The organism is Edaphosphingomonas laterariae (genome assembly GCF_900188165.1).
GTDB classification, from domain to species: domain Bacteria; phylum Pseudomonadota; class Alphaproteobacteria; order Sphingomonadales; family Sphingomonadaceae; genus Sphingomonas_E; species Sphingomonas_E laterariae.
In genome coordinates this window covers 1-22841 of record NZ_FZOS01000044.1, presented here as the reverse complement: position 1 = coordinate 22841, position 22841 = coordinate 1, and the positions used below count along the sequence as shown (strand labels likewise).

At 63.9% G+C, this 22841-nt stretch carries 20 protein-coding genes and 3 pseudogenes; 18 read left to right on the top strand and 5 right to left on the bottom strand.

The features are described 5' to 3' along the window. Window positions 1-148 precede the first annotated feature (148 nt). From CHB74_RS19755 to CHB74_RS19745, 3 genes are all read left to right on the top strand, one after another. Complete coding sequence (locus CHB74_RS19755) at window positions 149-787, top strand: ABC-type transport auxiliary lipoprotein family protein (protein ID WP_089221208.1); 639 nt, start codon at window positions 149-151, stop codon at window positions 785-787. Between the two features lie 146 nt (window positions 788-933). Then, window positions 934-2133 carry a sodium/glutamate symporter gene (gene gltS, locus CHB74_RS19750; protein WP_179220935.1) on the top strand — a complete coding sequence of 400 codons (1200 nt, stop codon included), beginning with the start codon at window positions 934-936 and terminating at the stop codon, window positions 2131-2133. Window positions 2134-2273: 140 nt separating this feature from the next. Beyond that, entirely contained in the window at window positions 2274-3908 is a 1635-nt protein-coding gene (locus CHB74_RS19745; RefSeq protein ID WP_089221207.1) for a Na+/H+ antiporter, read from the top strand. Window positions 3909-4217: 309 nt separating this feature from the next. Here the strand turns inward: CHB74_RS19745 and CHB74_RS22750 are convergent. Both CHB74_RS22750 and CHB74_RS19740 read right to left on the bottom strand, forming a co-directional pair. Further along, window positions 4218-4292: pseudogene (locus CHB74_RS22750) on the bottom strand (Cu(I)-responsive transcriptional regulator); the annotation flags it as partial. Next, entirely contained in the window at window positions 4289-6670 is a 2382-nt protein-coding gene (locus tag CHB74_RS19740; protein WP_425442323.1) for a heavy metal translocating P-type ATPase, read from the bottom strand. The pseudogene CHB74_RS22750 and the gene CHB74_RS19740, both read right to left, overlap by 4 nt. Window positions 6671-6846: 176 nt before the next feature. Here CHB74_RS19740 and CHB74_RS22745 point away from each other — a divergent pair. After that, a pseudogene (locus tag CHB74_RS22745) lies at window positions 6847-6954 on the top strand (hypothetical protein); the annotation flags it as partial. 7 nt (window positions 6955-6961) lie between these two features. On the opposite strand, the gene CHB74_RS22550 reads toward CHB74_RS22745, so the two are convergent. Both CHB74_RS22550 and CHB74_RS19730 read right to left on the bottom strand, forming a co-directional pair. Next, window positions 6962-7135, bottom strand: coding sequence for a hypothetical protein (locus CHB74_RS22550; RefSeq protein ID WP_245843059.1), 174 nt, complete (start codon window positions 7133-7135; stop codon window positions 6962-6964). Between the two features lie 40 nt (window positions 7136-7175). Next, a complete protein-coding gene (locus CHB74_RS19730; RefSeq protein WP_089221205.1) occupies window positions 7176-7616 on the bottom strand; it encodes a hypothetical protein in 441 nt (146 codons plus the stop codon). A 304-nt stretch (window positions 7617-7920) separates the two neighbouring features. Here CHB74_RS19730 and CHB74_RS19725 point away from each other — a divergent pair, with 304 nt between their 5' ends. From CHB74_RS19725 to CHB74_RS19660, 14 genes are all read left to right on the top strand, one after another. After that, window positions 7921-9813: a PAS domain-containing sensor histidine kinase gene (locus tag CHB74_RS19725; protein WP_089221204.1), complete on the top strand. Its 1893-nt coding sequence runs from the start codon at window positions 7921-7923 to the stop codon at window positions 9811-9813. Further along, on the top strand, window positions 9803-10426 hold the full coding sequence (locus tag CHB74_RS19720) for a response regulator transcription factor (protein WP_089221203.1): 624 nt from the start codon (window positions 9803-9805) through the stop codon (window positions 10424-10426). The genes CHB74_RS19725 and CHB74_RS19720 overlap by 11 nt, the downstream gene beginning before the upstream one ends. Before the next feature lie 89 nt (window positions 10427-10515). Then, complete coding sequence (locus CHB74_RS19715; RefSeq protein ID WP_089221202.1) at window positions 10516-10908, top strand: response regulator; 393 nt, start codon at window positions 10516-10518, stop codon at window positions 10906-10908. Between the two features lie 165 nt (window positions 10909-11073). Continuing rightward, on the top strand, window positions 11074-11337 hold the full coding sequence (locus CHB74_RS19710; protein ID WP_089221201.1) for a hypothetical protein: 264 nt from the start codon (window positions 11074-11076) through the stop codon (window positions 11335-11337). Between the two features lie 204 nt (window positions 11338-11541). Further along, window positions 11542-14472 carry a monovalent cation/H+ antiporter subunit A gene (locus CHB74_RS19705; RefSeq protein WP_089221200.1) on the top strand — a complete coding sequence of 977 codons (2931 nt, stop codon included), beginning with the start codon at window positions 11542-11544 and terminating at the stop codon, window positions 14470-14472. Then, the gene (locus CHB74_RS19700) at window positions 14472-14813 is read left to right on the top strand and encodes a Na+/H+ antiporter subunit C (protein WP_089221199.1); all 342 of its coding nucleotides are present in this window, start codon (window positions 14472-14474) and stop codon (window positions 14811-14813) included. The genes CHB74_RS19705 and CHB74_RS19700 overlap by 1 nt, the downstream gene beginning before the upstream one ends. After that, window positions 14810-16423, top strand: coding sequence for a monovalent cation/H+ antiporter subunit D (locus CHB74_RS19695; protein ID WP_089221198.1), 1614 nt, complete (start codon window positions 14810-14812; stop codon window positions 16421-16423). Before CHB74_RS19700 ends, CHB74_RS19695 begins: the two co-directional genes overlap by 4 nt. After that, the gene (locus tag CHB74_RS19690; protein WP_089221197.1) at window positions 16420-16902 is read left to right on the top strand and encodes a Na+/H+ antiporter subunit E; all 483 of its coding nucleotides are present in this window, start codon (window positions 16420-16422) and stop codon (window positions 16900-16902) included. The genes CHB74_RS19695 and CHB74_RS19690 overlap by 4 nt, the downstream gene beginning before the upstream one ends. Continuing rightward, window positions 16899-17180, top strand: a complete 282-nt coding sequence (locus tag CHB74_RS19685) for a K+/H+ antiporter subunit F (protein WP_089221196.1) — start codon at window positions 16899-16901, stop codon at window positions 17178-17180. Before CHB74_RS19690 ends, CHB74_RS19685 begins: the two co-directional genes overlap by 4 nt. After that, entirely contained in the window at window positions 17177-17518 is a 342-nt protein-coding gene (gene mnhG, locus CHB74_RS19680) for a monovalent cation/H(+) antiporter subunit G (RefSeq protein ID WP_179220934.1), read from the top strand. The genes CHB74_RS19685 and mnhG overlap by 4 nt, the downstream gene beginning before the upstream one ends. A gap of 158 nt (window positions 17519-17676) precedes the next feature. Continuing rightward, window positions 17677-18480: a universal stress protein gene (locus CHB74_RS19675; RefSeq protein ID WP_245843056.1), complete on the top strand. Its 804-nt coding sequence runs from the start codon at window positions 17677-17679 to the stop codon at window positions 18478-18480. Between the two features lie 44 nt (window positions 18481-18524). Then, entirely contained in the window at window positions 18525-19085 is a 561-nt protein-coding gene (locus tag CHB74_RS19670; protein WP_089221195.1) for a GNAT family N-acetyltransferase, read from the top strand. A 51-nt stretch (window positions 19086-19136) separates the two neighbouring features. Further along, entirely contained in the window at window positions 19137-20159 is a 1023-nt protein-coding gene (locus CHB74_RS19665; protein WP_218821475.1) for a zinc-dependent alcohol dehydrogenase family protein, read from the top strand. Then, window positions 20119-21699: a bifunctional aminoglycoside phosphotransferase/ATP-binding protein gene (locus tag CHB74_RS19660; RefSeq protein WP_245843055.1), complete on the top strand. Its 1581-nt coding sequence runs from the start codon at window positions 20119-20121 to the stop codon at window positions 21697-21699. Before CHB74_RS19665 ends, CHB74_RS19660 begins: the two co-directional genes overlap by 41 nt. Before the next feature lie 16 nt (window positions 21700-21715). Here the strand turns inward: CHB74_RS19660 and phbB are convergent. After that, window positions 21716-22439: pseudogene (gene phbB / locus CHB74_RS19655) on the bottom strand (acetoacetyl-CoA reductase). Between the last annotated feature and the right edge of the window lie 402 nt (window positions 22440-22841).

Below are 22841 nucleotides of genomic sequence, written 5' to 3'. Positions count from 1 at the left end.
CTCCGGTTCCGCTTCGCTCCACCTACGGCCGACACTGGCGATGGAGGCTTCAATGCACTAACAATCCCAGCGGGCCACTCGGCGGGGGCCGGTCAAATCCCCGTCAGGCGCTAGGAAAAGACGATGGCCTGGAACTGGAGCTCCCCGAATGACCCTCTTTAAGCCTTACCGGTATGTCGTGACCGTTTCGGCCCTGCTCCTGCTTGGCGGCTGCGGTGGCCTTCTGGGGAACAGCGGCAAGCGCGACACCTTGTTTCGCTTCGGCGTAGCTGAACAGAATAACACGACAGCAGCGGAGCGCCTGGCCACCGGCCGCCCGCTCACCCTGGCCCGTATCCGCTTCGCGCCCGAGATCGAGGGCGACCGCATATTGACCACCCGGGGCGCCAGCGTCCTGTACGTGAAGGATGCACGCTGGGTCGCATCCGCGCCGGAATTGTTCGCCCAGGCCATGACACGCCAGTTCGATCAGCGTGCCGCCAATATCCGCCTGGTATCCTGGCGGACAGGGGGCGCCGGGGCGGTCGCGCTTCAGCTCAACCTCGACCGCTTCGAGGCCCGTTATGCGACCGGGAGCGACGAGAAAAGCCCTCCGACCATTCTCATATCCGGCGATGCCACCCTCACCGCCCTTGCCGACCGCGGAATGCAAGGTTCCCGCCGCTTCGTCGAAGAAGAACCCGCGCGCCAAAACAGCAAGGCCGAAATCGCGGCCGCATTCGACCGCGCCACGGCGCGTTTTACCGCCGCCGTGGTCGACTGGACCAGCGAGACGCTCACAGATTAGCGCATATTCCGACCCGAGTGCATCGGATCGGCCGCCCCGGTCTTTTGCGGCCTTTTCCCAGCAGGTGATGTGCCTGCCTGGGAAACGCTCCAGCGGCGCCTGCAAAGCCGCGAAGGCTGAATGATGATCGATGAAAATGAACGGCGATGCTGCAAATTGATGCCCTGACCACCTCGACCATTGCGATCCTTCTGCTGTTCGCGGGAAAAGCCCTCGTCGGCCGCTTCGATCTCCTCAAGCGCTACAGCATTCCCGAGCCGGTCATAGGGGGCGTAGTCTGCGCCGCCGTCGTCAGTGGGGTTTATCTTCTCTTCGATACCAGGATCGAATTCGACGTCGGTATCCGCGACACTTTGCTGCTTTATTTCTTCGCAGCCATTGGGCTCAATTCCGATGTGCGCGCGATCCGCAGCGGCGGATGGGCGCTCCTGATCCTTACCGCGCTGGCGAGTTTGTTCATTCTGTTCCAGAACATCCTCGGCATGACGATCGCCGGCATGTTCGGTCTGGACCCCCGCGCCGGGCTGATGGTCGGGTCGGTGTCGCTGACCGGCGGGATCGGCACGACCCTGGCATGGGCGCCGCATTTCGTCGAAACGCTGGGGATCACCGGCGCCGCGGAAATCGGAGCAGCCGGCAATATGTTCGGCCTGATCGCCGCCTGCCTCATCGGCGGTCCGGTAGCCGGCTATCTCATTCGCGCTCGCAATATCCCGGTTTCAGGGGTTGCCACGCTCGAGATCGGCATGCTGCACGAGCCGCAACGCACTCTCCTCGACTATTATGGCGCGCTCCTTGCGCTGTTCTGGCTCAATGTCACGCTCCTGCTTGGGCAATCCCTGACTCTGGCGATCAAGAGCAGTGGCCTCAATCTTCCCGATTTTGTCGGCTGCCTGCTCGCAGGCATCGCCCTTCGCGGCGTGGTCCCCCATTTGACGAAGCGGAAGCGCAGGCTTTGGGACTGGCCACGCATGCAACGCGGCGTGGCGCTGATTTCCGAAATCAGCCTGGGCATCTTCATCACCATGGCATTGATGAGCCTGCAGCTATGGGCTCTGGATGGCATGGTCGCATTCCTGGCCGTCGCCATGGGCCTGCAGATTGTAATGACCATAGTCTTCATGGTCTTCATTTTGTTCCCCTGCCTTGGGCGTGACTATGAAGCAGCCGTCATGAGCGCTGGGTTCGGCGGAATAGGGCTTGGATCGACCGCGACAGCCATCGCCAATATGAGCGCCGTCACACGGCAATATGGCGCCGCGCCCAAGGCTTTCATCGTCGTGCCGCTGGTCTGCGGCTTCTTCGTCGATCTCGTCAATGCCGCCCTGGTGGGCATGATGATCTGAAACCATGCACGATTATCATCAGGTGAGCATCATGCGCGGAGCCAAACGTCGCTAAAACGAATCAAGGGGCTGGCACCAAGCTGCGATATCGCAAAAAAGGGCGCGAACGTATCGGTCCAGCCCGAACATGAGGAAGACTTTTGGAAACGATCACGATCATCCTGCTGCTACTGCTTGCCGTCATCCTGAGCGGCATTTTCTCGCGCATGGTTCCCTTGCCCCTGCCGCGGCCCTTGTTCCAGATCGCGCTCGGAGCGCTGATCGGGCTGGCTGCGGACTGGCGCGTCACGCTCGATCCGGAGATATTCTTCCTCCTCTTCCTGCCGCCTTTGCTGTTCCTGGATGGCTGGCGCATTCCGCGCGAAGACCTTTTCAAGGACGGCAAGACCATTGTCGAGCTCGCCCTTGGCCTGGTGGTCGTCACGGTCGTCGGCATGGGCTTCTTCATTCACTGGATGGTCCCGGCGATGCCGCTCGCCGTCGCCTTCGGTCTTGCCGCCGTCGTCTCGCCCACCGATCCGATCGCGGTGTCCGCGATCGCCCAGCGCGTCTCCATCCCCAAACGCATGATGCACATTCTCGAAGGCGAATCGCTGCTCAACGATGCGTCCGGACTTGTCTGCCTGCGCTTCGCGATCGCTGCCGCGCTGACGGGAGCATTCTCGATCCAGGATGCGGCGCTCAACTTCCTGTGGGTCGCGTTCGCCGGCATCGCGATCGGTTCTGGCTTCACCTGGATCGTGTCGCGCGCGAAAAGCTGGGTCTCGCGGCACTATGGCGAGGAGGGCGGCGCGCAAATCCTCATCAGCCTGCTCATCCCCTTTGGCGCCTATCTCATTGCCGAGCATCTCCATTGCTCGGGCATTCTGGCGGCCGTCGCCGCCGGCCTCACCATGGGCTTTGTCGAGACCAGCGGCGAACTCGAAGCCTCTACCCGCATCCGGCGCAACACCGTGTGGGATATGATCCAGTTCACCGCCAACGGGGTCATCTTCGTGCTGCTGGGCGAGCAGCTTCCCGCCATTCTCGCCAGTTCGGCCGAAACCGTTCGGGCGACCGGCCATCACGAACCCTGGTGGCTGGCGATCTATGTGATCGCGATAAACTTCGGCCTCGCCGGCCTCCGCTTCCTGTGGGTCTGGGCATCCCTTCACCTCACCCTCTTTCGCAAAGGGGATTGGCATTCCACACCCAATTGGCGGATCGTCGCCGCGATCTCCTTTGCCGGGGTTCGCGGCGCCATCACGCTCGCAGGTGTACTGACATTGCCACTGGCCATGAACGACGGATCCCCATTCCCGGCAAGAGATCTGGCGATCTTTCTCGCCATGGGTGTCATTATCGTCTCGTTGCTGGCTGCCAGCCTGGGGTTGCCCCTTCTGCTCAAGGGTCTCGAGATGCCGGCGGAACATGATCATCAGGCGGCAGAGGATGCGGCCCGGGTCAAGGCCGCCGAAGCTGCGATCGCAGAGATCGAGAAGGTCCAGCATGCGCTGGCAGAGGGGCGAAGCGACGCAGATATCTATGTCTCGACCGCGTCCCGGATTATGGATGGCTACCGGCACAGGATCGATAGCCGGGTTGGCAGCCCGGAAAACAATGCGCTGGGGCGGCAGTCGGAAGAGATTGAGCGACGCCTTCGCCTGGCCGCGCTGAAGGCCGAACGCGCGCAGATTTTCCGGATGGTGCGCAAGCGCGAACTGGACAGCGAACCCGCGCGCAAGCTTGTCCGCGAGCTTGATCTGCTCGAAGCGCGTTATACCGTGGTCGGTTGACGCAAGAGAGAGCCGACGGGAGAGCTTGGCACACATGACGTCTGGAAGGCATGTTCGTTCGCAGTGGCGGTGGGCTGGGGCTGAAACGGCATGGTTGCTCATTGTGGGAGCTCATCACGAGCACGGATGTTCCATGGCGCGCGAATTGCCCTGTCTGGTGGAAGAAAATCCGACCTTCAATCTCTGACCAGTCCTGGACCGGCGAGATAGCAAAAGGCGACCAGGGTGCGACGAACAGCGATGCTGCCCGAGACGGCTGGGCGACGCAACCGTGCGAGAACGAGAGTCTCAGTCTCGAACAGGCAATCTCAGGCCGATCTTCTCATGATGACGGATCATCCGCTGCGAGATACCGCTCGCCTCCGCCGCGTGGCCGATATTCATGACTTGCGCGCTTCCAACCGCACGGCATTCAGTCTGAGCGCATTGGCGACCACCGTGAAGGAGGACAGCGCCATCGCCGCGCCGGCGAACATCGGCGAAAGCAGGATGCTGGCGACCGGATAAAGGACACCTGCCGCAATGGGTATGCCGACGCCGTTGAACAAAAACGAGAAGAACAGGTTCTGGCGAATATTCGCCATCGTTGCGCGGGCAAGCCGCCGCGCGCGAACCATCGCCGATAAATCGCCCTTGGTCAGTGTGAGCCCGGCGCTTTCGATCGCCACGTCGGTGCCGGTGCCCATAGCCACTCCGACATCGGCGGCGGCGAGCGCGGGCGCATCGTTGATACCGTCGCCCGCCATGGCCACGCATGCACCCTTCGCCTTCAACCCGCCGACGATGCGCGCCTTGTCGTCGGGCTTGAGATCGGCATGCACCTCGTCGATCCCGCCGATCGCCTTTGCCACCGCCTCGGCCGTGCCGCGGCTGTCGCCGGTCAGCATGACGATGCGCAGCCCTTCGGCGTGCAGCGCCGCGATCGCCTCGCGTGCCGAGGCTTTGATCGGATCCGCTACTGTGATTAGCCCGGCGGCAGCGCCGTCAATCGCAACGAGCATGACCCCGCCGCCCTGTGCGCGGTGGCGCTCTGCGGCCGCTTCAAGGGTGCTGGCGTCGGCCCCGACACGACGCATCTGCGCGGCATTGCCAACCACGACGTCGCGCCCGTTGACCCGCCCACTGATCCCCATGCCGGTCTGCGACTGGAAATCCTCGACCTGACCGACTGCCAGCCCGCGGTCTTTGGCGCCGGTGACCATGGCGACGGCCAGCGGATGCTCTGAGCGTGCTTCGACCGCCGCCGCCAAGGCCAGCACCTCATCCGCGTCGAACGCGCCCTGCGGCTCGACCGCGACGAGCTTCGGCTTGCCCTCGGTTAGCGTGCCGGTCTTGTCGATCACCAGCGTGTCGACCGTGTCGAGCGCCTGCAGCGCTTCGGCATTCTTGACCAGCACGCCAGCCTGCGCGCCGCGACCGGTGCCGACCATGATCGACATCGGCGTCGCCAGCCCTAGTGCGCAAGGGCAGGCAATGATAAGCACGGCGATGGCGTTGAGCAGCGCGTGACCGAAACGCGGCTCAGGCCCGACGACGTTCCAGACAATGAAGGTCGCCAGCGCGATCAGGAGCACCAGCGGCACGAACCAGCCCGAAATGCGGTCCGCCACAGCTTGGATTGGCGCCCGGCTGCGCTGCGCCTCGGCCACCATCGCCACGATGCGCGCCAGCATAGTGTCTGCGCCTACCGCCTGCGCCTCCATGACAAGGCTGCCCGTGCCGTTGACTGTGCCACCGGTGACTGCCCCGCCGCGTGTCTTCAGCACCGGCGCCGGTTCGCCCGTCAGCATCGATTCGTCGACCGACGATCGCCCTTCGAGCACCGTCCCATCCACCGGTACCGCCTCGCCGGGGCGCACGCGCAGCCTGTCCCCCGTCATCACCTCGCCTAGCGGAACCTCAAGCTCCGCGCCGTCCGCGCCGATACGCCGCGCCGTCTTTGGCGCCAGGTTGAGCAGCGCCCGGATCGCGCGCCCGGTGGCGGCGCGGGCGCGCAGTTCGAGGACTTGGCCGAGAAGTACAAGCGCGACAACCACTCCCGCCGCCTCGTAATAGACCGGCGCCATCCCGCCGTGATTGCGGAAACTCGCCGGGAATACGCCCGGCGCGACGGTCGCCATCAGGCTGTAGAGGAAGGCCGCACCCACCCCGATCGCGATCAGGGTGAACATGTTATATTGTCGTGTCTTGAGCGATGCCCAGCCGCGCTCGAAGAAGGGCCGGCCCGCCCACAACACTATCGGCGCGGTCAGTGCCAGTTGCACCCAGGGTGACCAGGACATCGGCACGAGGTCGAGCCCCAGCATCTCGGCCCCCATCGAGAGCAGCAGCAGCGGCGCGGCCAGCACCGCGCTGACCCAGAAGCGGCGGGTGAAATCCACGAGTTCCAGACTAGGGCCGCCATCCGCGGTCGGTTCAGCAGGCTCCAGCGCCATGCCGCAAATAGGGCAGGTGCCCGGCGCGCGCCGCCGGACCTCAGGATGCATCGGGCACGTCCAGACCGAGCCTGAAAAAGTAGTCGGGTCGGCGGACCGGACATCCCAGCCCGTGAACCTAGCGGGATCGGCAACGAACTTCGCCCGGCAGCCAGCGCTGCAAAATTGATATGTCAGTCCATCATGCTCGGCATGATGCGCCGTCGCGGCCCGATCGACCTCCATGCCGCACACGGGATCGCGCACGGCACCATCGGCCTTGGCTTTTCCAGACCAGCGATGGCCGCCCTGGGCATTCGAGTCGTGCATCTCTGGCTCCCCAGGCATCAAGATTGAGTGTGACACAGTGTCAGGGTCAAGCCATGGGATAGTGATCTCGGAAGCATCTCGCCGCTTCCGGTCTCCATGCCGTGTCATCGACTCCTCGGCCGAGGGCGGTGGGCTGGACGTTTGGTATCACAATTTTCTGTGTATTGTGAAGCTTGCCGAGCCGCGGATAGCGGCTGCCTGCTGAGCGTCACCTTCTACGGCTCGGAGCGCGTGGTAGCGCCACACACTATGTCGCCAAACTCGGCCCCCAGGCCATTCGCGCCCATGCAATATCGCCGGGACCCATCGCTACCCGCGCCGCGAGCGGGGATCGAAGCTTCGACGAATGCTTGAACGCGCCGCAGCCACCGCCGCCGAAGGCGGCAACTGGTAGACATCGCTGATGTCGACGCGCTGGCCGCGTTTCTCGTCAGTCACGCAGCCCGAAGCAGCACGGGCACTGCAATGAACAGCGAGCAGCATCTGTTGCCTTGCGACGGCATCTATGCTGACGAACCCTTTCTCAGCTTTTCTTGGCCGGTACATGCTTCTCCTGGGCTTGAGCCTTAGCCGGGGGCGTTGGCGCGGTCGGCCGCACAAGAGCCAGCCACGGCTTGAACAGCGCCTCCACCGGAAGGGTCGGCTCGACCGTCAATGCGTCGGCCCAGCTCTTGCGCCATTTGCCAACGGCCGCCTCGATCTCCTGCGCGGTCGCGGTGCGTACCGTCTCGATCTCGGCAAGCATGTCCTGCCAATGCCCGTTGACGCTGTTCACCGACGCGCCCTTGTCAGGTGACACGCTCTTCGCCAGGGTGAGGCGTGTCTCCTCGCCAATTTCAGATGCGCCCTTCGTGCCGAGCTCGATCAGCTTCTGGCCGCTCCCGCGCCACGTCTCCGCGAGCTGCAGGCCCAGGCGGATGTTCGCCTGAGCGAGGGCAACGACATTTTCGAGGGGCTGTGCCATGGTCTTCTCCTGATACGGCGCGTCGTTTCAGACGGATCGCCGCGAACCTGAAGATCAATGTCCCCCGCAGCCATGGTGGAATATACGTAGCTATGGAATCCATCTTCGACCAGCCCGGTGTGGAACCATCAAGACGTACGCGTCGACAACTTGGATGAAGTCCATATTATGTCGCCGCCGGTTAGGCCTCTCACGCTGACAGCTCAAAACTACTATAAAATACTACAAAATAGTCTCCAGGCGTTGCAGTAAGCTGCCGGCGCGAACAGTCTTGAAGCCACGGCCCCACTGCGGATCTGAATCGATGACAAAAACGCATTCACCCCTGTTCCCTCGCGCGGGCCCGATAAGATCGCTCGCCGCCTCAGTGATCTTCGTCGCGATTGCCACGCTGGCGGCGCTTGCCCTGGAACCCTTGCTTGCCGATCGCCCGACCTGGCTGTTGCTCACGGTGGCGGTTCTCGCCTCGGCCTGGACGAGCGGTGTGGTCGCGGCGGGTTTCGCGACCGCTGCTTCGACCGTGACCGGTTTCCTGCTGGTCGACACGCCATTCCGCGACATGGACCATCTGGTGCACGCGGCCGGCTTCGCCACGATTTCAATCGGCATCATCCTGCTGACCAGCCGGCTCTCCCATTGGCGCGAAGCGGCGCATGTCCACGAGATCGACGCCGGCGAGAACTCGCGCAAGGCGCACGAGACGGCGCAAGAACTGGCGCTGCTGATCGACGGCGCGACCACGATTGCCATCTACATGCTCGACGAAGAGGGCCGCATCGCGATCTGGAACAAGGGTGCCGAGAGGATCAAAGGCTGGAAGGAGGAGGATATCCTCGGGCGCAGCGCCGCGATATTCTATCCGTCCGAAGATGTGGCGAACGGCAAGCCCGAGGCGGATCTCGCGCACGCTCGTACCCAGGGGCGCTTTCAGGAAGAGTCATGGCGCCTGCGCAAGGATGGCTCCGAGTTCCTGGCCGATATCGCGATAACCCCGCTCTATGACGAGGACGGCCGCTTGCGGGGGTTCGGCAAGGTAGTTCGGGACATCACCGACGAGAAGGCGGCGGAACGTGCGATCGAGAAGCGCGAAGCGCAGCTGAACTCTATTCTGGCGACCGTTCCCGACGCGATGGTCGTCATTGACGCCGAAGGCACCATGCTCTCCTTCAGCCACGCGGCGCTGCGAATGTTCGGTTACGAAGAAGCTGAGGTTCTGGGCCGGAATGTCTCGATGCTGATGCCGTCGCCCGACAGGGAAGCGCACGATGACTACATCGCGCGATATCTCCAGACCGGCGAAGCCCGCATTATCGGCAGCACGCGGCGCGTCATGGGCCGCCGAAAAGACGGCACGCTCGTACCGCATGAACTTGCGATCGGCGAAGCCACCGGAGGCGGTGAGCGGGTTTTCACCGGCTTCATGCGCGATCTCACCGACCAGGAGACGACGGCGGCGCGGCTCAAGGAACTGCAGGGCGAGTTGATCCATGTGTCCCGGGTCAGCGCGATGGGCGCCATGGCGTCAACCCTGGCGCATGAGCTCAACCAGCCGATCACGGCGGTCGTCAACTATGTGCAGATCGCCCATGCCCTGCTCGAAGAGCCCGATGCAGAAACGATCGCCGAAGTGCGCGAGGCCTTAGCCGACGCAGCGTCTGAATCGCTTCGTGCCGGCCAGATCGTTCGCCGGTTGCGCGACTTCGTGGCGCGTGGCGAGGTGCAGAAACGGGTCGAGGATCTGCCGACGCTCATCGAGGAGGCATGCTCGCTCGGCCTGGTCGGCCTTAGCGAGCACGGCATCCAGACCCGGCTTGAGCTTGATCCGTCCGCGACGCCGGCGCTCGCCGACCGCGTCCAGATCGAACAGGTCCTCGTCAATCTTATCCGCAACGCCGCCGAGGCGATGGCGGAAAGCCCGACGCGCCTGCTTACGATCGCTACCGCGTTGGAGAGGCCGGCCATGGTGCGCGTGACCATTGCGGATACAGGGCCGGGGCTTGATGCGGATGTCGCCGCCCTGCTGTTCCAGGCGTTCCTCAGCACTAAGGCGGAAGGCATGGGCCTGGGACTGTCAATCTGCCGTACCATCGTGGAGGCGCATGGCGGAAAAATCTGGGTCGACATCCCTCCGGAAGGCGGGACGCGGTTCCACTTCACCTTGATGCATATCGTTTCGGAGGACCGTGATGACGGATAGGCGCACCGTTCATATTGTCGATGACGAGGCCGCTATCCGCCGCTCGGCAGGCTTCCTTCTCAAAAAGTCCGGATATCGGGTCGAAGCCTGGGCCTCGGGCGTCGATTTTCTCAAGGACGTGCGCCATGCCGTCGAGGGCTGCATATTGCTCGACGTCCGTATGCCCGTCATGGACGGCCTGGAAGTTCAGAAGGCGCTCATCGATCAGGGCGTGACGATGCCAGTCGTGCTGCTGACGGGTCATGCCGATGTGGGCATCGCGGTGCGTGCGATGAAGGCAGGCGCGGTCGATTTCGTCGAAAAGCCCTTCGACATGGCGGTGCTGCTCGGCGCCATCGAGACGGCGTTTGCCCGGCTGCATGACAAGGAGCGCTACGCGGCTTCCGCGCAGGAGGCGGCGCTCGTGATCGCCGGCCTTACTCCGCGCGAGCGCGACGTGCTCGAAGGCCTCGCCCGTGGCCTGCCCAACAAGACGATCGCCTATGATCTCGATATCTCGGCCCGCACGGTCGAGGTCCACCGCGCCAACCTGATGACCAAACTGGGCGTGCACTCGTTTCCCGATGCGCTGCGGATCGCCTTCGCCGCGGGTCTGGGCACCGATCGCGATTGATGGCGAACATGGGATTATTACTTAGGGACGCGACTCTGCACCGGACACATAGTGGCAACAGACCGCATTTGCCCGGTAAAGGGTGCCCGATGCCACAGATAATCAGTTCCGCCGAGCCGGAACGGCCGCGTATCCTTCTCGTGGAGGACGACAGTGCGGTCCGCCGCTCGATCCAGTTGATACTTCAGGCTCGCGGCTATGACGTGCGCGCTTTCGCCAGCGGTGCGCTCGCGCTCGCCGATCCGTCCGCGACCGAGGCGGTCTGCCTGGTCACGGACCATCGCATGGCGGGGATGACCGGGCTGGAGATTTTACGCGGGCTCCGCGCAGCCGGTTGGAGACGGCCTGCCATCCTGATCACGGCGCATCGAACCGACGATCTCGACACAGAGGACGATGGAGAGTTCGACGATGTACTTGAATCGCCTTTGCTGGACCGCCGGCTCCTTGCCTGCGTGGACCGAGCCACCGGTCGCGCATGACATATGCACTGGAGGCCCGGCTGAATTGAGCGAGCCAGTATTAGGAAGGCACCTCCTGCGCTGCGGATGCGCGATGAAGAGAAGGGACGTTATAGTGAAGACTCTCTGCGACCTTATTCCAGTCGCCTTATTTAAGTGGCGCACCGACGAAGCGGTAGCGACACAATGACCCAAGCTTCGCCCCTTTCGTGGCAACTCCTGATGGTCGGGCCGGGGATCGACCGGATCACGCCCGATATTCAGGACAAGCTCGCAGCCTTGCTCGACCTGCTGCCTGCAACCGCCCACCTCACCGTCCGGACCGATGCCGGCGACGTCGAGGTCTCCCGCGATTGGCCGAGCCATCGCATGGACACTGTCGATGGCCTCGTGGACGCGATCGCCGCATGTCACGGCATCATCGGCATCACGATGCCCGCGAGCTGCTGATCGGAAAATCAATTTCCTGACGATCGGCTTCTATTTCGCTGCTCGTCTCCAGCGGCGTTATCGATCGAAGCCACAGCGTTCAGCCGCCCGCAACCCTATCGCACGTGACATCACATCCGGGCCTTGCCCTATCCTGTCACTTTCACCCATTAAGGGTGAAACTGCTCAAGAGGCGATCAGCCACCCAGGGAACACACGCCACGCATGACCGACGCGGGATCATTGTTTTTCATTCTCGCGCTCCCCTATCTTGGCGCCATCATCGCAGCCTTCCTGCCGGCACGCGGGCGGAATTGGGCATCGTCGTTCACCGGCCTGACGACGCTGCTCGCGCTCGGGTTGCTTGTGCGACTCTATCCTGCGGTGTCGCAAGAGGTTCCCCTTCGCGAGACCGTGCCATGGCTGCCCTCGCTCGGCCTCGACCTCACGATGCGCCTGGACGGCTTCTCCTGGCTGTTTGCCGTGCTTATCCTCGGAATCGGCGCGCTCGTCATACTGTACGCGCGCTATTATATGTCGCCGGACGACCCGGTCCCGCGCTTCTTCAGCTTCCTTCAGGCTTTCATGGGCTCGATGCTGGGCCTCGTCCTGTCGGGCAACCTCGTCCAGATCGTCTTTTTCTGGGAGATGACGAGCCTCTTTTCCTTCCTGCTGATCGGCTATTGGCACCATAATCAGGCGGCGCGCGACGGCGCGCGGATGGCGCTGATCATGACCGCCACCGGGGGCGTCTGCCTGCTGGTCGGCCTCCTGCTGCTCGGACAGATCGCCGGGAGTTACGACATCGATGTGGTGCTCGCAAAGGGAGCCTTGATCCGCAGCCACGACCTCTACCTGCCGACCTTGATCCTCATCCTGATCGGCGCCTTCACGAAGAGCGCGCAGTTCCCCTTCCATTTCTGGCTGCCGCACGCGATGGCAGCGCCAACGCCGGTCTCCGCCTATCTCCATTCGGCCACGATGGTGAAGGCCGGCATCTATCTGCTGATCCTGCTCTGGCCCGTGCTGTCGGGCACCGAAGCCTGGTATCTGATCGTCGCGACCACCGGGCTCGCAACGCTGCTCGTCGGCGCCTGGTCGGCCATCTTCCAGCACGACCTTAAAGGGCTGCTGGCCTATTCCACGATCAGCCATCTCGGCCTCATCACGCTGCTGTTGGGACTCGGCAGTCCGCTGGCGGCGGTAGCGGCGATCTTCCACACCGTGAACCACGCGACTTTCAAGGCCTCCCTGTTCATGGCTGCCGGCATCATCGACCATGAGACCGGGACCCGCGATCTGCGCAAGCTCAGCGGCCTGATCCGCTTCATGCCGATCACCGCAACGCTGGCCATGGTCGCCGCCGCGGCGATGGCAGGCGTTCCGCTTCTCAACGGCTTCCTCTCCAAGGAGATGTTCCTCGCCGAGGCGCTCGAGGCGCATAGCGGGACCGTGCTGGACCGCGTGCTTCCGGTCCTGGCGACGCTCGCCAGCATGTTCAGCGTGCTATACTCGGTGCGGTTCATCCATCAGACCTTCTTCGGGCCGGCGCCTACCGGGCTGCCCCGCACGCCGCATGAAGCGCCCCACTGGATGCGCTTGCCGATCGAGATACTCGTCCTCCTCTGTCTGATCGTCGGCATCATTCCTGCGCTGACCATTGCGCCGTTTCTTCACAGTGCGGTGCTGTCTGTCCTTGGCGAAAGGACACCCATCTACAGCTTGGCAATCTGGCATGGCTTCAACATGCCGCTCTTGATGAGCGTGATCGCGCTGTTCGGTGGTGCGCTTCTCTACCGCCTGTTCCGGCGCCGGCTCAACGAGACGGCACAATCGCCGATCATCGGACGGCTCAAGGGCAGACGCAGCTTCGAGGCGGTCCTCGCTGCCCTGATCAATGGCGCGCGGGTCGCCTATCGCCTTCTCGGCACCCGGCGGCAACAGGTGATGCTGCGCTTGATCATCGTGACGGCGCTCGTCGCCGGCGCGCTTCCCTTCGTGCGGCTCGGATACAGCGCTGGCACCCGTCCCCAAATCCTCATCGACCCGGTATTCGCCTTGCTGTGGCTTCTGGGCGGTGTCGCGGCGGTCAGCGCGGCGATGCTCGCCAAATTCCATCGCCTGGCGGCGCTGACGCTGGTCGGCGTCGCCGGTCTGTCCACCTGCATAAGCTTCGTCTGGCTGTCGGCGCCCGATCTTGGGCTCACCCAGTTGCTTGTCGAGATCATCACCCTCGTCCTGTTGCTGCTGGGCTTGCGCTGGCTGCCTCTACGCCTGCCGGATTTCTGGTCAGGCGAGCGCACGCCCTTCGCTGTCCGCTTTCGGCGCGGTGGCGATCTGTTGCTAGCGAGCCTGGGCGGCATCGGTGCGGCAGCTCTTGCCTATTCGGTCATGACGCGCCCCGCTCCGGACGGCATCTCGCCCTATTTCATGGAACAGGCCTATCCCGGCGGGGGCGGTACCAATGTCGTCAATGTCATCCTGGTCGACTTCCGTGGCTTCGACACGCTCGGCGAGATCACTGTCCTCTCGATCGTTGCATTGACGGTCTTCACGCTCCTGCGGCGCTTTCGCCCGGCGGCTGAAAGCGTCGCGCTGCCCGATCAGCAACAAGCCCAGAATGCATCGGACGATGCGCGCGATGGCGCCGAGCGCGGGGATACGGCACTTCACTATCTGCTGGTTCCCCGCATCATCATGGAATGGCTGTTCCCCGTCATCCTGACCTGTGCGCTCTATCTTTTGACGCGCGGTCATGACCTTCCCGGCGGCGGCTTCGCCGGCGGGGTCACCGCCTCCATCGCCATCCTGCTGCTCTACATGGCGAGCGGCACGCGCTCGGTCGAGGCGCGGCTCAACATCCAGCCGGTGCGCTGGATCAGCGCGGGCCTGCTCCTGACATGCCTGACGGGCGCGGCGGCGACGCTGTTCGGCTTCCCGTTTCTGTCGACCCATTTTCGATATCTCGATCTGCCGGTCATCGGGCCTGTGCCGGTCGCCAGCGCATTGCTGTTCGATATCGGCGTGTTCGCCGTCGTTGTCGGCACTACGGTGCTGATCCTGATCGCCCTGGCCCATCAGTCGATCAGAACGCCCAGAGTACCACGCGCTGCCGACGAAACCGGGAACGCCGAGCAGCCCGGGGAGGCCCGCTGATGGAAACGGCGCTCGCGCTCGCGATCGGCATATTGACGGCATCGGGGCTGTGGCTGCTCTTCCGGCCGCGCACCTTCCAGGTCGTACTGGGACTCTCGCTACTGTCCTATGCCGTCAACCTGTTCATCATCGCTGCGGGCAGGCTGCGCACCGATGCCCCGCCGATCGTGGGCAAGGGCGTGGTCGATCCCGCCTTCTATGTCGATCCCGTGCCGCAGGCCCTGGTATTAACCGCGATCGTCATCTCCTTTGCCACCACGGCGCTGTTGCTGGTCGTTCTGCTGGCCTCGCGAGGCCTGACCGGCACCGATCATGTCGATGGCGAGGATGACGAGCCATGACCGGTTGGCATCAGCACCTCATCATCGCCCCGATCGTCCTGCCAATCCTCGTCGGTGCCCTGCTGCTGGCGTTCGACGAGCGACGCCGGTCGGTCAAACGCGTGCTGAGTTTCGTCACGACCGCCGCGCTGATCGGCATTGCTGCCCTGCTGCTGGGGCAAGCGGATAGCCGCTTCGGCGCGGGCGGCGCCCCTCAGGTCTATCTGCTCGGTAACTGGCCGGCGCCGTTCGGCATCGTGCTTGTCGCCGATCGGCTGTCCGCACTGATGCTGCTGCTCACCGCGGTGCTGGGCTTTACGGCGCTGTTCTATGCAATGGCGCGCTGGGACCGCTCGGGTCCGCGTTTCCATGTCCTGTTCCTGCTGCTGCTCGCCGGCGTCAATGGCGCGTTTCTTACCGGCGACATCTTCAATCTCTTCGTCTTTTTCGAAGTGCTGCTGGCCGCGTCCTACGGCCTCATCCTGCACGGCGCGGGCGCGGAGCGAACCAAGGCCAGCCTCCACTATATCACGATCAACATCGCCACCTCGCTCCTGTTCCTGATCGGCGTCGCGCTGATCTACGGCGTCACGGGCACGCTCAACATGGCGGATCTCGCCGCGCGCGTTCCCCAGGTGGCGGGCGAGGATCTCGGCCTGCTCGAGGCGGGGGCTGCGATCCTCTGGGTCGCCTTCCTCGTCAAATCCGGCATCTGGCCCTTGAGTTTCTGGCTGCCCCGTACCTATGCCGCAGCGGCACCGCCGGTCGCGGCGATCTTCGCCATCATGACCAAGGTCGGCGTCTACATCGTGCTGCGCCTGACCTCGCTGCTGTTCGGCGGCGGGTCCGGTGCGGCCGCCGGCTTCGCCGGGGATTGGCTCATCTGGTCCGGTTTCGCGACGATGCTGTTCGGCACGCTCGGCATCCTGGCAACGCGCACCCTCACCCGGGTCGCGGGTCATTATGTGCTGGTATCGTCGGGAACATTGCTGGCGGCGATCGGCATCGGCGGTGAGGCGCTGACGGCGGCGCTGCTCTTCTATCTCGTCAGTTCCACCTTGGCGGTCGGCGCGCTCTATCTCATCATCGAGCCTGTCGAGCGCAATGCCGATGAGGAAGACATGATCGCGGGCGTGGCTGAGCCGGTGTTCGACGATGAATATACCGGTGCCGTGGCGGAGGAAGAATCCGAGACAGGCGTGGTCATTCCCGGCACCATCGCCATCCTTGGCGGCGGCTTCATCTTCTGCACGCTCCTGCTCGCGGGCCTGCCGCCGCTTTCCGGCTTCATCGCCAAGTTCGCGATCATCGATGCCCTGTTCGACGGGCGCATTACGCCCACGACCTGGATATTGATCGGTCTCATCATCCTGTCGGGTCTGTCCACCCTGGTGGCGATGACCCGCGCGGGGATCGATCTGCTCTGGACACCGGGCGAGGATTCGCCGGCACGCCTCAGCGTGATCGAGGTCGTTCCGATCGGATTCCTGCTCGCGGCCTGCCTTGCGCTGATGGTGGAGGCAGGTCCGCTGTTCCGGTACATGGAAGCCACCTCTCGCGGACTGGTTGAGCCCTCATCCTATATCGACGCCGTCCGCTCTGCCCCGCGCGCCGGGGAGGCGAAACCGTGAGGCGGCTGCTCCCCTACCCGATGCTGTCCCTGGCCCTGTTCGGCATGTGGGTGCTTCTGACCGGCTTTTCGCCCGGTCATGTCGTCGTGGGCGCGCTGGTCGGCGTGTTTGGCGGATTGGTGATGCGCAGGCTGTCCCCGGAACAGCCGCGCATCCGGTTCGGCTGGGCGATGGTGAAGCTGACCGCGCTCGTCGTCGCGGATATCGTCCGCTCGAACATTGCGGTCGGCCGCATCATCCTGTTCGGCCGGAGCGACCGCCGGTCGGGGTTCATCCAGCTGCCGATCACGCTGCACAGCCCTTATGCCCTCGCGGCGCTCGTGATCATCCTCACCGCCACGCCAGGCACCTTGTGGCTTCAGCACGACGCCCGCAGCAACACCATCCTGATCCACGTGCTTGATCTGGTCGACGAAGACCAATGGATCGAGCTGATCAAGACGCGCTACGAGACTTTGCTGAAAGAGATTTTCGAATGAGCACGCTCGTCCTCGCGCTCACCATAACGCTTGCTCAGGTCATTCTGGGGCTGGCCATGGCTTGTGCCGCCTTCCGTGTGCTGCGGGGACCGCGGGCGCAGGATCGCGTATTGGGCGTCGATGCGCTGTATCTCGCTGGCATGCTGCTCCTACTGACCTACGGCATCCAGACCGGGCGGACGCTGTTCTTCGAAGCGGCGCTGGTCATCGCGCTCCTGGGCTTTGCCGGAACCGTCGCGCTCGCGAAGTTCCTCATGCGCGGCGAGGTGATCGAATGATCCAGGCCCCGGACCTGCCGCTATGGGCGGCGATCGTCGTCGGTGTTTTCGTGTTGCTGGGCGCATCGATCACGCTGATCGGCGCTTTGGGTCTGTTGCGGCTGAACAGCTTCTACGATCGCGTGCACGCGCCGACGCTCGGACCAACGCTTGGCACGGCCTGTATCCTGGTCGCGTCGATCACATGCTTTTCCGTGCTGCAATCAAGACCGGTGGTACACGAAATCCTGATTGCGATCTTCGTCACGGTGACGACGCCGGTTACGCTGATGTTGCTGGCGCGCGCGGCCCTCTATCGTGATCGGCGCGCAGGCGTCGCCGACGTTCCGAAGGACTGAATTTCGCCGCGGGCAACCGTCCACCCTGCTCAAGCAGCCGCTCGACGTCATTTCGCCGCGGCCGACTTACGTAGATTCCACGAATGCGCCGCCCTGTCGGATGATCGACGTTCCTACCAGCTTTGACGCGCGAGGACGACATGACGGTGAAAGACATATTGGCGATCGTCGACACGGGCGACGAAGACGAACAGTTTCTGAAGGACGCGCGCGAATTCGCGCGCTTCAACGCGGCCCATCTGACCGTGGCGATCCTCTCGGCCGTGCCGACACCGGATTATGCCCTAGCTTACACGCAGCCCTATTTTCTGCTTTCGGACTATGTCGAAGCGGCCGAGGAAAAGCAGGCCATAGTCGCCAAGATCGGCGAGCGCGACGGCTTCGAGGTCCGCATCCTGAGCGACGAGCCCGGCGCCCTGCTCGACAAGGCGCCGGTTCAGGCCCGCTATGCCGACCTCATCCTGTTCGGACCGGTGGACGCTTACGCCAACAAGCATCTCCGGCGGCGGTTGTTCGAGAATATCGCGCTGTCGTCGGGACGACCGGTGATGGTCCTGCCCACGCAATGGAAGCCTCGCTCGTTCGCTCATCTCGCGGTCGGATGGAATGCGACTCGCGAGGCGACCCGCGCGCTAGGGGACGCGCTGCAATTGGCGCAGACAGGCGCAAAGATCGACATCGTCGTCGTCGATGCCAAATCCAGCACGAAGGGTCACGGATCGGAGCCGGGCGCCGATATTGCCCGCAATCTCAGCCGGCATGGGTTCGACGTGACGGTTCATGCGTTGGCCTCGGAAGGGGAAACCCAGTCTGCGGTCCTGGTCGATTTTGCCCGGAAGCAGCGCGCCGACTTGCTGGTGATCGGCGCCTCCGCGCATTCGCGCCTGCGCGAATTGTTCCTGGGCGGCGTCACCCATGATCTGATCGATGGCGCGCCCGTCCCCGTTCTTCTGGGACATTGATTGTCTGCACCGATCAATGCGAAACAGTTTCCGGAGCTTCCATAATGTCATCTCAATCCCCAGAGCAATCGCCCCCGCAAGCAAACGAGACGGACCTTGTAACCCGCACCGGACTGCGTCTGCGAATTCGTCCGGCGGGCGCGAGCGACGAAGACCTGCTCGAGGCCTTCTTCGAGAATGTGACCCATGAAGATCTGCGCTTCCGCTTCCTTTCGGCCGTCCAGCATGTCGGCCATGACCAGATCGCCGCGATGCTGCGTACCGATCAGGAGCGAACCCGGACGTTCCTCGCTTTCGAAGAAAGTGGGTCGCTCGTCGGGGTCGCGATCCTTGTCGCCGATGCGCCAGGCGAGACTGCCGAGGTTGCCGTCTCAGTCCACCGCGACCGGAAGGCGCAGGGCATCGGCTGGAGCCTCCTGCGGCATGTAGCGCAGATCGCGCATGCCAGGGGCATCTCGCGCTTGCAGTCGATCGAAAGCCGCGACAATCATGCCGCGATCGAAGTCGAACGCGAACTCGGTTTTACAGCACGGGCGTATCCCGGCGATTCCACGCTTATCCTCGTCGAGGCCGACCTTTCAGGAGATATTGGGCCCGGGGCGTGAGTGCATGCAGGATCAGCGATACAGCAAGCCGTTTTTCGGGACTGTCGATCCATGGCGGTGATGGTCGCCATGCAGATCGATGCGCCCCACCAGGCCTTGCGCCGCGTAGAGCGACCCATGCCTCTGGCGGGCGTCGGTGAGCTTCTCATCGCGGTCATTGCCTGCGGTGTCTGCCGCACGGATCTTCATGTTGCCGACGGGGAGATAGCCGCACGCTATCCGGTCATTCCTGGTCATGAGATCGTTGGCCATGTGCTGGACATCGGCGTGGAGGTTGAGGGCTTCCACGTCGGCCAGCGCGTCGGCGTCCCTTGGCTTGGGCATACATGCGGTCAGTGCGGCTATTGCCTATCCGGCCGGGAAAATCTCTGCGACGCGCCGGAATTCACCGGCGCGACGCGCGATGGCGGCTACGCAACCCATGTGGTCGCAGACGCGCATTTCTGTTTCGCACTTCCCGACAGTTTTTCGGACGTCGCGGCCGCGCCGCTGCTGTGCGCCGGCCTGATCGGCTGGAGGGCGCTGCGGCTCGCGGGCGAAGGCCACCGCATCGGCCTTATCGGCTTTGGCGCGGCCGCGCACATCATTGCCCAAGTCGCCGTGTGGCAGGGTCGCGAGGTCTATGCCTTCACCCGCGAAGGCGACGTGCAGGCCCAGGCCTTCGCGCGGTCGCTTGGCTGCCGCTGGGCCGGCGCCTCGACGGAGCGGCCTCAGCAAGAGCTCGACGCCGCGCTCATCTTCGCGCCCGTAGGTGCGCTCGTCCCCGCCGCCCTGAAGCTGGTGCGCAAGGGCGGTCGCGTCATTTGCGCGGGCATCCACATGAGCGACATTCCTGCCTTTGCCTATGCCGATCTGTGGGAAGAGCGCCAGATTCTGTCGGTCGCCAATCTGACACGGGAAGACGGCACCTCCTTCTTCGAGGTGGCAGCGCAGTCGGGCCTGCGCACAGTCACCGAAACCTTCCCGCTCGAACAGGCCAATCTCGCGCTCGATCGCTTGCGCAGCGGCGCGCTCACCGGCGCCGCGGTTCTCATTGCGCCGCGGGCAGACCCTGCGGCCGGCGCCAATGGGTAGTCCTGCCGGCAAGAGTCTGCCCGATCCGGCCGAATGGCTGGCATCGGGCGACGCTTTCGGAGACTCTGGATCTGTCCGCCATATCGATACCCATGCCGCAAGCATCTTTCTCGGCGGCGAGACCGCGTGGAAGATCAAGCGACCAGTCGATCTCGGCTATCTCGACTTCTCGTCGCCCGACAAGCGTCGTGCAGCGCTCGAGGCCGAACTCACGCTCAACCGGCGGACCGCGCCGGGCCTCTACAAAGCCGTGCACCCGATCACGCGAGACCAGGGCGGTCTGCTTGCCATCGACGGCAAAGGCGATGCGGTGGACTGGATCCTGGAGATGCGGCGCTTCCCGGATGGCGCGCTCTGGAGCGAACTGGCCGACCGGCGCGCGCTTGATGAAACCGCATTACGGCAACTGGCCGATGTTCTTGTCGGCTTTCATTCGAGAGCCCCGATCGCCTGGCCCGGCGATGGCGCGGCCCGCATAAGCAAGATCATTGCCGGCAATGCCCAGGCGATGGCGAACTATCCCGACATCCTCGACACCAAAATCACTGCCGACCTTACCGAGCGGCTCGATCGCCTTGTCGATAGCAACGGTTCGCTGCTCGATGCCCGCGGAAAGGCCGGCCGGATCCGCCATGTTCACGGCGACCTGCATCTCGCCAATATCGCCACGATCGATGGCGTGCCGACGCCCTTCGACTGCCTCGAATTCGACGCAGAACTCGCGACGACCGATGTCCTCTACGATCTTGCCTTCCTGCTAATGGATCTCTGGCAACGCGGCCTGCGCCGCGAGGCCAATATGGTCTTCAATCGCTATCTCGATCATTCGTCCGAGGACGAGGGCGCGGTCGGTCTCATGCCGCTGTTCATGAGCGTGCGCGCATCCATTCGCGCCCATGTCGCATCGGCACGCGCAAAACGCGGGAGCAACGCCGGGGGTGCTAGCACGGAGGCTGTGCATTACCTCGAGCTGGCAGGACGACTGATCGCCGAGGACGCACCGCGCCTGATCGCGGTCGGCGGTTTGTCGGGCACAGGCAAATCGACGCTGGCGCAAACACTGGGCGACGCCGTCGGCAGACCGCCGGGCGCGCGCATCCTGCGCAGCGATGTCCTGCGAAAGCACCTCGCAGGGGTTGCTGCCGAGACGCCTCTTCCCGCGTCCGGCTATACCACCGAAGCCAGCCGCGCCGTCTATGCGGCGCTGGACGACCTCGCCCGGGCGACCCTGTCGACCGGCCATGGCGTGATCGCCGACGCCGTGTTCGGAATGCCGGAAGAGCGCGATGCCATTGAGGAAATCGCCCGCAGCATGGGCTGCCCTTTCGCCGGCCTCTGGCTTGAATTGCCCGAAGGGGAGAGGATCGCGCGCGTCGAGGGGAGAGCAGCCGACGCGTCGGATGCGAACGCGAACATCGTCCGCGCGCAGTCGCAAAGCTTGACCAGCAAGCCGGCAAATTGGGCGGTCCTGACCAGCGAGGGACCACTCGACAGTCTCTCAAGCAACGCCCGCGAACTGCTGGGCCTGCGGACCGGTTGAGACGTCGGGTTCAGGGTCAGATCATCGCCTGGCCGCCATTCACCGAGAACGTCGATCCGGTGATGAACCCGGCCTCTTCTGCGACGAGAAAGGCGACACATCGCACAATCTCATCGGGCCTGGCGAGACGCCCGACCGGAATCCGCGCCACGATGGTCTCCATGATCTCCGGCGCCACCGCCGCGACCATCTCGGTATCGGTATAGCCAGGGGCCACCGCGTTGACCGTCACGCCATCGCGCGCCAGCTCGAGCGCCAGCGCTTTGGTGAAACCAAGCATGCCGGCCTTGGCGGCGGCATAATTGGTCTGGCCGAACTGCCCGGTCTGGCCGTTGATCGATGCGATGTTGACGATCCGGCCCCAGCGCCGCGTCTTCATGCCCGCCGCCACCGCCTGCGCCATGTTGAAGCAGCTGTCGAGATCGACTGCGAGCACCCGTTTCCACGCCTCCTCGCTCATCTTGAGCAGGCTCGAATCGCGTGTGATGCCGGCCGGCATTGTTCACGAGGATAACGATGGGACCAAATGCGGCCTCCACCTGCGTCACGCCCACAGCACAAGCGGCGTGGTCGCTTACGTCCCAGCGGAAGGTAGGAATTCCCGTAGCCTGCGAAAAGCCGGCGGCACGCGCTTCGTGGCCGCTAAAGGTTGCCGCGACGCGGATATCGGCAGTCTGGAGCGCGGTGCAGATCGCCGCGCCGATGCCTGTGATGCCGCCCGTCACAAGTGCTGTGCGCATGAATATTCTCAGCAGGTTTCTGTCAGACTGGACTTCGGCACGCCAGCGCCGAACAGCGACAAGGTTATGCGGGGAGGCGTAGTGGCCGGAGTTCGCTCAAGGCCGGGAGCACCGCCCGGCGGATGTTCGCAAGACGGCGTTGATAGGCTTTCACCAGCTGCGCGTGACAAAGACGCGCTTCCGGACAGCTGGCCGTTTCAAGCCGTCGTCGATGAAACAGCACGCGTTTCAGATAATAGCTATGGTCCTCTTCCGGCACGGCCCTCGCCTTTCTCCGGTCAGCGTGCGGCACGGCGGCCAGGCCCGCATGAGAACGGCGGAGCAATATTCGACCACGGTAGCGGCGGGATAGCCCTGCTGCGGGCGGCGTAAAAGTCGTCCACCTTGAAGCCTTTCTGCCAA